This is a genomic window from Collinsella aerofaciens (genome assembly GCF_015561195.1).
GTDB lineage: Bacteria > Actinomycetota > Coriobacteriia > Coriobacteriales > Coriobacteriaceae > Collinsella > Collinsella aerofaciens_AC.
This window is the reverse complement of record NZ_JADMSU010000002.1, coordinates 287,482-299,258: the sequence shown is the minus strand read 5'-3', so window position 1 is coordinate 299,258 and position 11,777 is coordinate 287,482. Positions and strand designations below refer to the sequence as shown.

General features: G+C 61.5%; 8 protein-coding genes. 7 read left to right on the top strand and 1 reads right to left on the bottom strand.

The features are described 5' to 3' along the window. Positions 1–745 precede the first annotated feature (745 nt). From I2H81_RS03710 to gatB, 5 genes are all read left to right on the top strand, one after another. Positions 746–1,795: a hypothetical protein gene (locus tag I2H81_RS03710; protein WP_195644592.1), complete on the top strand. Its 1,050-nt coding sequence runs from the start codon at positions 746–748 to the stop codon at positions 1,793–1,795. Positions 1,796–1,938: 143 nt separating this feature from the next. Beyond that, a complete protein-coding gene (locus tag I2H81_RS03705; protein WP_195644591.1) occupies positions 1,939–2,856 on the top strand; it encodes a class C sortase in 918 nt (305 codons plus the stop codon). A 325-nt stretch (positions 2,857–3,181) separates the two neighbouring features. Beyond that, entirely contained in the window at positions 3,182–3,493 is a 312-nt protein-coding gene (gene gatC / locus I2H81_RS03700; protein ID WP_055250987.1) for an Asp-tRNA(Asn)/Glu-tRNA(Gln) amidotransferase subunit GatC, read from the top strand. Then, entirely contained in the window at positions 3,493–5,007 is a 1,515-nt protein-coding gene (gatA, locus tag I2H81_RS03695) for an Asp-tRNA(Asn)/Glu-tRNA(Gln) amidotransferase subunit GatA (RefSeq protein WP_195644590.1), read from the top strand. The genes gatC and gatA overlap by 1 nt, the downstream gene beginning before the upstream one ends. After that, positions 5,007–6,683 (top strand): Asp-tRNA(Asn)/Glu-tRNA(Gln) amidotransferase subunit GatB, encoded by a 1,677-nt coding sequence (gene gatB / locus I2H81_RS03690; protein WP_195644589.1) that lies wholly within the window; start codon positions 5,007–5,009, stop codon positions 6,681–6,683. Before gatA ends, gatB begins: the two co-directional genes overlap by 1 nt. 356 nt (positions 6,684–7,039) lie before the next feature. On the opposite strand, the gene I2H81_RS03685 is transcribed toward gatB, so the two are convergent. Continuing rightward, the gene (locus I2H81_RS03685; RefSeq protein WP_195644588.1) at positions 7,040–8,044 is read right to left on the bottom strand and encodes a helix-turn-helix domain-containing protein; all 1,005 of its coding nucleotides are present in this window, start codon (positions 8,042–8,044) and stop codon (positions 7,040–7,042) included. 114 nt (positions 8,045–8,158) lie between these two features. On the opposite strand from I2H81_RS03685, the gene I2H81_RS03680 reads away from it, so the two are divergent. Both I2H81_RS03680 and I2H81_RS03675 read left to right on the top strand, forming a co-directional pair. Further along, positions 8,159–9,985 carry an ABC transporter ATP-binding protein gene (locus I2H81_RS03680; RefSeq protein WP_195644587.1) on the top strand — a complete coding sequence of 609 codons (1,827 nt, stop codon included), beginning with the start codon at positions 8,159–8,161 and terminating at the stop codon, positions 9,983–9,985. After that, positions 9,986–11,743, top strand: coding sequence for an ABC transporter ATP-binding protein (locus I2H81_RS03675; RefSeq protein WP_195644586.1), 1,758 nt, complete (start codon positions 9,986–9,988; stop codon positions 11,741–11,743). Positions 11,744–11,777: the final 34 nt, after the last annotated feature.

Genomic DNA, 11,777 nt, shown 5'->3' with positions numbered 1-11,777 from the left:
TGCGGTGGGCTCGTTCGTCATCGCGTTTCTTGACTCGTATGAAGTTCGGTTTAAGGTCCGTAGGCGCACGCGCGGTGCGGACGGTAGAAGGCAGTTGCGCCGCAACAAGCGCAAATAAGAATGCCCGGGGTTAGAGGCCCGGGCATTTAACAACACCGGAAACTGGTCGCCCGCGCTTTCGATCACTTACGCGGGGTGCGTCGTTTCCTGTAGCTATTGTATCCCGAATCGCCCCGCCGATTTGGGACATTTTGAAAACGCAAACACGTCGGGCAAACCCGGACAATGCGGCCAGGCTCCGCTGGGCGAGGAATCGTGCTTGTAACTATCGAACAAATGTTTGTCAAAATCGCGTTTACCAGGCGTGGGTGCATACACTCGCAGTAAAATATCCTTGCGACGCATCCCGTGCGCGGGCGGCCGACGACTCGATCGGAGGTCACCATATGCTGAAATTCCTTAACGCGCTCGCTGCCCTCGCGGCGGTGGGCTCGTTCGTCATCGCGTTTCTTGACTCGTATGAAGTTCGGTTTAAGGTCCGTAGGCGCACGCGCGGTGCGGACGGTGGACGGCATTTGCGCCGAAAGCGCAAATAAGAATGCCCGGGGGTCGGATCCCGGGCATTTAACAAAAGCTGAAAACTAGGCCGCCCGCGCTCTCGTACACATACGTGGGGTGCGTCGTTTTCAATTGTCATTGTATCCCGAATCGCCCCGCCGATTCGGGACATTTTGAAAACGCAAATATGGGCTCAGGCACGAACGAAATCTCTTTAATTCCGAAAACTATGTATAATTCCAATATGAATTGGAATCGAACGAAAACGATGGAAATGAACGAAGCGCTAATCTACTTACAAGAAGCACTAGGCCTCTCCGCCAAGGCCAAAACTTGGCCTGGATCCGCGCGCTTGCCGCTGCATCTGCGGACGATTGAGGTCCGCGCTGTTGACGCAAACGGTTTTTCGTTTTTGCTTGCAAGTTTGCCTACTGGTGTCGGGCTTCCCGAGGCTAAGAGAGTCTATAGTCAGCTAGCCTTGCGCGCGGAGACTCCTGTTGTCGTTTCGTTTCTTGATGCCGATGCACGTCAGCGCAAAGCATTGGTCGCACAGGGGATTCCGTTTGTTTGCCCCGGCAGACAGGCTTTTCTTCCATTTATGGGCACGGCCTACACGGAGAGGGGCAGTGTCCGGTTTCGCAATCACGCGACCAAGATGTCACCCAACGCGCAGGCTGCCGCAATCTGGGGAGCAGCCCAGGAGCCATATCGTCCCTATGACCTTTGTCGCGCGCTTGGGATTTCGGCAAGCCGCGCGAGTGAGGCCATAACCGAGCTTGTTGACAGGGGGCTCGCGAGGCGCGAGCGTCGCGAGCGACGTGTCGTCGTGTTCCCTGTTGCCGTTGATCTTCTGCTCAGCGAACACATGGCAGAGCTCTCCTCGCCTGTCTCGAAGGTCTTTTTTGCAAGGAAGACGCCGCAGATCGAGTATCTTGTTGACGCCGGGGAGACGGCGCTCGCTGCGCGTTCGATGCTCGCTGCGCCGGGCATGGAACAAAAGGCCGTCTTAAGAAGTGCATGGCGTCAACTGAGCGACCTCGAAGTCGCAGATGGGGAGTTGCCGGATAACGAAACGGCGATGATCCAAGTGTGGCGCTATGCGCCCGTGTTTGCCGGCTCCTCCCGTGTCGACGACATTTCGCTTGCGCTATCTTTGGCGGCAATCGACGATGAGCGAATTCAGCTCGAAGTCGATCGCATGTTTGGAAAGGAATATCCATGGCAAGAAGCGCTGTAGAAGGTCTCCAAGAATTCGGACCGTAGGCGGTGTTTCGGTCCTAGCTGCGTTGTCCGACGCATGAGTTCGCTAATCGGCTATTATTTGTTTAGACAACTTGAGTTGTAGAGGAGTGACCGGCGATGGTGCAGGGCGCCAAACATATGAAGAGCAATAACGCCGCGGCCAACGGCGGCTCAAGCCCTCAGCCCAAACCTCAACCAAAGCCCAAGCGCCGTCGCAAGCGGCTGCCGCGCTGGGCCGACCGGCTCATCACCATCGTCATCATACTTATTGGCGTGGGCCTTATGACCTGGCCGTGGATCTTGGACCGGCTCGAGGCCTCGGGCGTGTTCAACCAGATCAGCACCGTGTCCAGCACCGTGGACGCGCTCTCCGAAGAGGAGCGCGAGCGCATCCTGCTCCAGGCACGCTCCTTTAACGAACAGCTGGCGGGCGAGGCCACCGAGCTTCCCGCCGACCAGATCGAGCCCTACGCTCAGCAGCTCATCTTTGACCGCGACCCCATGATGAGCTGGGTCGAGATCCCCTCCATCGACGTGAGCATGCCCATCTACCACGGCACGAGCGAGGAGGTCCTTATGGCGGGCGTCGGCCACCTGGAGGGCACGAGCCTGCCGGTGGGCGGCACCTCGACGCATTGCGTGCTCACCGCGCACTCGGGCATGCGCAACCTGAGCATGTTCGACGACATCCACTCGCTGGAGCCCGGCGACCTGGTGCTGCTGCACACCATGAACAAGACGCTCGCCTACAAGATGGTGGACTCCGAGGTGGTGCTGCCCGAGGAAATGGAGTCGCTGACCATCGAGCCCGGCGCCGACAAGGTGACGCTCGTCACCTGCACGCCCTACGGCGTGAACGACCATCGCCTGCTGGTGCATTGCGTGCGCACCAAGTACAGCAAGAAGGACGTCGACAAGCAAAAGTCGCTGGCCGGCCGCCACTGGGGCAAGCGCGAGTTTGCCGTGCTCATTGTGGTCGTGGCCATTGTGCTGTTGCTGCTGGACATCGTGATCCACGCGGTCCGCAAGCGCCGCAAGGCCAAGGCCTCGGCATAAGACATTCTTCAGAACCACCACAATGGGGACAGGCACCTTTGTGGTGGTCGGGGCATCCAAACCATCACAACATTCGATGAAAATCGCGAATTTGGCGAAAAACATCGAATGTTGTGATGGTCTTCGTTGTGGGCGGCGCGGTTTTCGTTGCGGGCGAGACGGTTTTAGCTATGGACGGTGCGGTTTCGCCGCAGAACCGCCAGCCCGCCGCCTGCCAGCCCGCCGCCCTCGTTACGTTTTCGCTGCATTTGGGTAAAGCGCCTGCTCCAAGCGGCATTGCCTTGTATACTAGAGCGGTTTATCTATTATGCGGAAGGGAGCGCCTATGGCACTCAGCGAGAAAGACGTGCGCGGCATCGCCGAGTACGCAAAGATCGCACTGACCGATGACGAGCTCACCCAGATGACGTCCTACATGAACGACGCCGTCCAGATGCTCGAGCCCGTCCTGCAATATGACTTGCCCGACGTGGAGCCCACGTTCCATCCTATCGGAAGCCTGTCCAACGTGATGGGCGACGACCTGCGCGAGCCCGAGCGCGACCTGCCGCTCGACGTCGCGCTCGAAAACGCCGGCAGCGCGCGCGACCGCTACTTCCGCGTGCCGTCCATTTTGGGAGAGGGGGAGAGCGAGTAATGGCGCAGAGCTTCGATTCCCTTACCGCCGCCCAGATCGCCGCGGGCGTTGCCGCCGGCGACTTTACCGCTACCGAGGTGGCCCAGGCCTCCCTTGCCGCCATCGAGGCGCGCGAGGGCGGGGTCCAGGCATTCCTGCAGGTGGCGCCCGAGCTTGCGCTCGAGGCCGCCGCGCGCGTGGATGCCGATCGTGCCGCAGGCAAGCCGCTGCCCCCGCTCGCGGGCGTGCCGCTGGCCATCAAGGACAACATGAACCTCGCGGGCACGCGCACCACCTGCGCTTCCCGCATGCTCGAGAACTACCAGAGCGTCTACACCGCCACCTGCGTCCAGCGCATGCTCGATGCCGGCTGCCTACCCATGGGCAAGGCCAACATGGACGAGTTTGCCTTTGGCAGCTCCACCGAGAGCTCTGCCTTCCACCGCACCAACAACCCTTGGGATACCGAGCGCGTGCCCGGCGGCTCCTCGGGCGGCTCCGCTGCCGCCGTCGCCGCGGGCGAGGTCGCGCTCTCGCTGGGCTCGGACACCGGCGGCTCCATTCGCCAGCCGGCGTCGCTGTGCGGCGTGGTGGGCTTTAAGCCCACGTATGGCGCCGTGAGCCGTTACGGCGTGGTTGCCTTTGGCTCGTCGCTCGACCAGGTGGGCCCCTTTGGCCGCACGGTCGAGGACGTCGCGCTGGCCATGAACGCGCTTACCGGCGCGGGCCACGATCCGTACGACTGCACCAGCCAGGATTGCGCCGTCGACTTTACCGAGCATCTCAACGACAGCATCGAGGGCAAGCGCGTGGGCATCATCCCCGCATTTATGGAGGCCGAGGGCCTGACGCCCGAGGTCAAGGCCGCTGTTCAGCGCGCCGCCCAGGAGCTGCAGAACCAGGGCGCCGAGCTGGTCGAGGTCGACCTGCCGCACCTGGATGCCGCCATCGCCGCCTACTACGTCATCGGCCCGGCCGAGGCGTTCTCCAACCTGGCTCGCTTCGACGGCATTCGCTACGGCTATCAGGAGGAGGGCTGCGCCAACCTGTCCGACCAGAGCTCGCTCTCGCGCGCCCACGGCTTTGGCGCCGAGGCCAAGCGCCGTCAGATGCTCGGCGCCTACCTGCTGAGCTCGGGCGTGTACGACAAGTACTACTACGCTGCGCAGAAGGCCCGCACGCTCATCACGCAGGACTACGACGCCGCGTATGCCAAGGTGGACACCATCCTCATGCCCGCCTCGCCGCGCACGGCCTTTAAGTTTGGCGAGATCAGCGACCCCACGCAGATGTACCTCTCCGACCTGTACACTATCTCGCTCAACATTTGCGGCAACGGCGGTATCTCGGTGCCGCTGGGCCTGGGCGAGGACACTCAGCTGCCCGTTTCTGCCCAGCTGGTGGGTCCGGCCTTTAAGGACCGTCAGCTGCTCACGTTTGCCCGTGCCCTGGAGCGCGGCTTTGCCGATGCCGCCACGGGTGCGCCCGCGCTTTCCGTCGCGCCCGATTTTGCCGGGAAGGGAGGCGAGCTGTAATGAAGGAGCTTTCCGAGGTCCTGCAGGATTGGGAGGCCGTGATCGGCCTGGAGATCCATACCGAGCTCACCGCACTCGATACCAAGATGTTCTGCAACTGCAAGCTCAGCCACGATGACGAGCCCAACGCCAACGTGTGCCCGGTGTGCCTGGGCCTGCCCGGCGCCCTGCCGGTGCCCAACAAGCGCGCCATCGAGAGCATCGTCAAGGCCGGTCTCGCCACCAACTGCGAGATCCAGCGCCACTCGATGTTCTACCGCAAGCACTACTTCTATCCCGATATGGCCAAGAACTTCCAGACCACGCAGGGTCCGGTCGCCTTTGCCATGTACGGCCACCTGGACCTGGACGTGACCGGTCGCGGTGCCGCCGAGCGCCCTGACTGCGCATTTGGCGAGGCCGAGGCCCAGAGCCTGGCGAGCGCCTCGGCCAACGCCGAGGGCCTGTCAACGTCCATGACGTCGACCATGCGCGAAGGCAATCAGCGCGCCGGCCATCTGGCCAGCTATGACGCGTCCAACCTGCAGATGCCCGAGCGTCGCGAGGACGGTTCCTACACGGTGCCCATCCGCATCCTGCGCATCCACATGGAGGAGGACGCCGCCAAGATGGTGCACGTGGGCGGTGCCGAGGGCCGCATTACCGCGGCGGCCGAGTCGCTCGTCGACTACAACCGCTGCGGCACGCCGCTCATCGAGCTTGTCACCGAGCCCGACCTGCGCACGCCCGAGGAGGCTCGCCTGTTTATGGAGAAGCTCCGTCGCATTTTTGTGACGCTGGGCATTTCCGATTGCTCCATGGAGAAGGGCTCCATGCGCTGCGATGGCAACGTGTCGCTGCGCCGCCGCGGTGAGACCAAGCTGGGCACCAAGACCGAGCTCAAGAACCTCAACTCGTTTAAGAGCCTGCATGACGGCCTTGCCTACGAGATCTGCCGCCAGGCCGAGGTGCTCGAGGAGGGCGGCATCATCTATCAGGAGACCCGCCACTGGGAGCCCAGCCGCAAGCGCACCGTGGTCATGCGCGTCAAGGAGACGGCCGACGACTATCGTCTGTTCCCCGATCCCGATCTGGCGCCCTTCGATCTGGACGACGAGTTCATCGACCGCTGCCGAGACGAGATTCCCGAGCTGCCCGATGCCAAGTGCGCCCGTTTTGAGGCCGACTTTGGCATTAAGGCGGCCGATGCCGAGCAGATTGCCGGCGACCCGGAGTTTGCCGAGTTCTTTGAGGCCGCCGCTGCCGGTATGGCTGGTAAGGAGGCCCAGACGGTCGCAAACCTGCTGGTGAACGAGATGATTGCCTACCTTAAGGGCGCGGGTGTGTCGCTGGCCGAGTCCGGCATCGCGCCGGCTCAGGTGGCAGCGCTGGCTAAGCTGCTGGCGACCGATGCCATCAGCTCCAACCAGGCGCACGAGGTCTTTGAGGCCATGGCCCAGACCGGCGACGACCCCAACAAGATCGTCGACGAGCGCGGTATGCGTCAGGTGAGCGATGCCGGCGCGTTGCAGCCGATCGTGGACGAGGTGCTGGCTAACTGTGCCGATCAGGCGCAGCAGTATCGTGACGGCAACCAGAAGGTCATCGGCTTTTTGGTGGGCCAGTGCATGAAGGCGAGCCGCGGCAAGGGCAACCCGAAGCTCTTCAACGAGTTGCTGAGAACGTCGCTCTCGTAGCTGCGAGGCCGGGGAAGCCCCGAGTCGCCGGGGTATTTCCTCCAAATTTCAAACAGTCCTATGCAAGACGAAGGCCACATTTAGTGGCCTTCTTTGCATGCGGAACTCATTTGGAGCAAACACCCCGGCGACTCGGGGCTTCCCCGGCCAGACGACTCGGCCGTTCGGGTCAGGCGGGCTGAATGGAATAGAGTGAATGGGCGCGCCAACGGCGCGCCCATTGTTTTGGAGGGAACTCATTTTGAGGAAGCACCCGCCCTGCCGGGGCTCCCGGGTTCTGCTACGACTCGGCCGTTCGGGTCAGGTGGGGCTGAATTGAATTTGGTGAATGAGGGCGCCGTTGGCACCCTCATTCTTTATATATGTTGGGAGCGCCAGGTGGTGGGGGTGGTGCCGGTGTATTGCTTGAAGGCTTGGGCGAAGGCGGCCTGTTGCGGATAATCGAGCCGCTCTGCCACCTGCGCTATCGTGAGCGAGCTATCGGCCAAAAGGTCCTGTGCTCGCTCCATGCGGCGTCTGCGAATGTAGGCGCCCAGGGACTCGCCAGTTTGGGCCTTAAAGGTGGCGCATAGCTTGGAGCGGCTTGTATAGAGCCTCTCGGCCACTTCGTTGACACCCACACGCCTGCCTTTGTCGAGCGCGCGCTCAATCATTGCCGTTGCTTCTTCGGCAATGGTTATGCTGACGCGGGTGTCTGCCGCCTGCCGCGCCTGCTTGTGGGCCGCGCGCGAACAGGCGAGCTCCGCGACCATGGTCTCCACGATGCCTTGCATATAGACGTGTCCGCCTACGGTGCGGGCGCGTTCCTCGTTAATCCGGCGCAGCGTGTGGCAGATGGCAGACGTCGCCTCCTCGTGCCACGACTCGGCAAACGCCTCAAAGACTCCCGCGAACTCAGAGGGATACCGATGCTCCAGCTCGTCAAAATACCCGGGCAAAAAGAGCACCGAGCGCGAGTGATAAAGCTGCCCTGCAAATAGCGGGCTTAACTCCTCGCCACAGTTATCTTGGATAAAGCTGCAGACGACATTGTTTGGCCACGGTCCATGCAAGGGTTTAAGGTTCGTAGGCGTTATGCCAGTCTCGGGCATGCATATAAGTGTGGGCGCGCTGACCTCGCTCACGCAGGCGTACGGCTCGGGTGTGTATTCGGCCAGGTACATATCGTGCGTCGGGGTAATGAAGTGCTCCATAACGATGCAGGTGGGGGAGAGGGGCATGATCCATGCGCGGCCGTGCGCCCGGTCGTTTGCCACCTCGCCGGTAAAGACGGCGCCCTTGCCGGTAAGCTCCAGGCCAAACTGCTCAAACTGCGGTGCGTAGAGCTCGGTTATGTCGGTCGCTGCCCGCCGTATTTGCAAAAGCGTCCCTTTCCTTTGCAGAAACGTCCACGCCTGGCTTGATTGTGAGCCATGGCTAACACATCAATGATAAGTTCATTACGGTTAACTCTCAAGCCGTTAGAAAGGAATCTCATGGCAAAGGAATCAAAAAGGGAAGGTGGAGGCATCGGCGAGTTGCTCGCGTATGCCGGTGACCGCAAATTCCTAACGTATTTGGGCATGGCGCTCTCGGCGCTCTCGCAGCTGCTGAGCTTTGGCCCGTACGTGTGCATTTGGCTTGTCGCGCGCGATCTGATCGCCGTGGCACCTAACTGGAGCGAAGCCTGCAGCATCGCGACGTATGGCTGGTGGGCCGTGGGGTTTGCGCTGGCAAGCATCGTGGTCTATTTCGTGGGACTCATGTGCACGCACCTGTCCGCGTTTCGCTGCGCGTCCAATATCCGCAAGACTACGAGCGAGCATCTGCTTAAGCTACCGCTCGGCTACTTTGACACGCACGCCACCGGTGAGCTGCGCCGCATCGTAGACGGATGCGCCGCCTCCACCGAGACCCTGCTCGCGCACATGCTACCCGATGTCGCCGGCGCCACCGCCATGGTCGCAGGTCTGCTCGTGCTGCTTTTCGCCCTCGATTGGCGCTTGGGCGCGGCATGCCTTATCTCGGTCGCCGTTTCGCTTGGCGCCATGGCCACCATGATGAGCGGCAAGGGCGCCGAGTTCATGAAGGCCTACATGGGCGCGCTGGTCAAGATGAACAAGACCGGTACCGAATACGTACGCGGCATTCCCGTGGTCAAGGTATTTCAGCAGACGGTCTACTCATTTAAGGCGTTCCACGACGCGATCGCCGAATACGCCGACATGGCGCAAAGCTATGCGGGCACGTTCTGCCGAGGTCCGCAGGTGCTCAACCTCACCGCGCTCAATGGCCTTGTGGCATTTCTTTTGCCCGTGGCGTTGCTGTTGGCGCCGGGCGAGACGGACTTCGCGCACTTTATGGTCAACTTCACGTTCTACGCGATATTTTCGGCCGTGGTGCCGACGGCCATGACTAAGCTCATGTTTGTGGGCGAGGCGTCTCAGATGAGTGCGGATTCGCTGGCTCGCATCCGAAGCGTTATGGATTCCAAGCGGCTCTCCGTGCCTGCCCAGCCCAAGCACCCTGCTGGCAGCGATGTGCGCTTTGAGGACGTGAGCTTTACCTACGAGGGTGCCGAAGCGCCTGCCGTCGATCATGTGGGCTTTAGCGTTCCCGCAGGCAGCACCCTTGCGTTGGTTGGTCCCTCGGGCGGCGGTAAGTCGACCTGCGTAAGCCTGATCCCGCGTTTTTGGGATGTTTCCTCGGGTCGTGTGCTCGTGGGCGGCGTAGACGTTCGCGACATGGATCCGCACGAGCTCATGGACCAGGTCGCCTTCGTGTTCCAGACCAACCAGCTGTTCCGGCAAACACTTGCCGATAACGTGCGCGCTTCCAAGCCTACGGCCACTGACGACGAAGTGCGTGCGGCCCTCTCCGCAGCTCAGTGCGACGACATTGTGGCCAAGCTTCCACAGGGCATCAATACCATGCTCGGTGCCGGCGGAGCATATCTTTCGGGCGGCGAGGTCCAGCGCGTGGCACTCGCCCGCGCGATCCTTAAAGACGCGCCTATCGTGGTGCTCGATGAGGCCACGGCGTTTGCCGACCCCGAGAACGAGGCGCTCATCCAGCGCGCCTTTAGCAAGCTGGCGGCGGGTCGCACGGTCATTATGATCGCGCACCGGCTTTCTACCGTGGTGGGGGCCGACAAGATCGTGGTGCTCAACCAAGGTAGCGTGCAGGAGGCCGGCACCCATGCCGAGCTGCTGTCCCAAAAGGGTCTATACGCCAAGATGTGGGCCGAATACGAACAGGCCGCGAGCTGGAAAATCACTGCAGCGACCGCGGATGCCGCCGTCACGAAGGGAGGCGAGGCCTAAATGTTCGCCTCATTCCAAAAGAAGTATTTCCTATCCGATAAAGGCGTCGCCGGCGTAAAACGCGGCATTTTCTGGACCACGCTCACTAATCTCATTACCATGGCCGGCATGGGCTTTTTATTCCTGGTTATGGCCGGCTTTGTCGAGCATCTCGCCAGCGGGGCTGACCTGCCGGATGCCCTGCCGATCGTGGGCGGCCTCCTGGTCTTTTTTGTGTTGCTCTTTGCCTCTAACTGGCAGCAGTATTACTACACCTACTGCATCTTTTACGAGGAGTGCGGCAAGCAGCGCATGGGGATTGCCGAGCGCTTGCGCAAACTGCCGTTGTCGTTTTTCGGCCGTCGTGATCTGGCCGATCTAACCGAAACCATCATGGGCGACGTTCAGACTATGGAGCACGCCTACAGCCACGTGCTGGGAGAGCTTTGGGGTGCCGTCATCGCAAGCGCCATTGTGTTCGTGGCGTCGCTGCTCTTTTGCTGGCAGCTGGCGATCGCGGCGTTTTGGAGCGTTCCCGTGGCCTTTGCCGTGCTGTATCTAACACGCGGCCCCATGACCCCGGTGTTCGACCGCGTGCGCGCCGAGAAGGTCAAGGTCACCGAGGCGATCCAGGAGACGCTCGACTGCGTGCGCGAGATTCGCGCCACCAACCAGGAGGCCCATTATCTTGAGGGGCTTAACGCCGTGATCGATGCCGAGGAGCGCGAGACCACCAAAGGCGAGCTCGCCAACGGGCTTTTGGTCAACTCCGCCTTTGCCATCCTGCGCCTGGGGATAGCCACCACGTTGGTCACGGGCGCCACGATGGTCGCCTCCGGGCAGGTCGACTTTTTGGTGATGGTTGCCTTCCTGCTTATGGTGAGCCGTATCTACGCGCCGTTTGATCAGGCCCTTATGCTCGTGTCGGAGCTGTTTGTCGCCGAGTCGTCGGCCAAGCGCATGCGCTCCATCATGGAAGAGCCCGTGGCGCGGGGCAGCGAGCAGTTTGAGCCCGTAGGTCATGACGTGGTGTTTGATCATGTGGCATTTGGCTATGGTGCGGGCGAGGACGGCCGCGCCGGCGAGAAAGTTCTTACCGATGTGAGCTTTACCGCCAAGGAAGGCGAAGTTACGGCGCTGGTCGGTCCTTCGGGTTCCGGTAAGTCTACGGTGAGCCGCCTGGCCGCGCGTTTTTGGGATGCCACCGAAGGCACGGTCACCGTGGGTGGCGTGGATGTTGCGAGCGTGGACCCCGAGGTACTGCTGCGCGACTACGCCATTGTGTTCCAAGACGTGCTGCTCTTTGACGACACGGTGATGGGAAACATCCGTCTTGGTCGTCGCGATGCCACCGATGAGGAAGTGCTTGCTGCCGCGCGTGCCGCCAACTGCGACGAGTTTGTGAGCCGTATGCCGCAGGGCTATGACACCATGATCGGCGAGAACGGCTCCAAGCTGTCCGGCGGCGAGCGCCAGCGCATCTCCATCGCCCGCGCGCTGCTCAAAGATGCGCCGATTGTGTTGCTGGACGAGGCGACGGCGAGTTTGGATGTGGAGAACGAGACCGTGGTGCAGCAGGCGCTCTCCCGCCTGCTCGCAGGAAAGACAGTTATCGTGATCGCCCACCGTATGCGCACGGTAGAAAATGCCGATAAGATCGTTGTACTCAAGGATGGTGTGGTTGCCGAGCAGGGCACTCCGGCGCAGCTCAAGGCGGCAGGTGGAGAATTAGCCCGCATGGTTGCGCTGCAAAAGGAAGCGGCTGCCTGGCAGCTGTAAGAAGGGGCAAAGGAACAGTCCCTTTGTCACATTG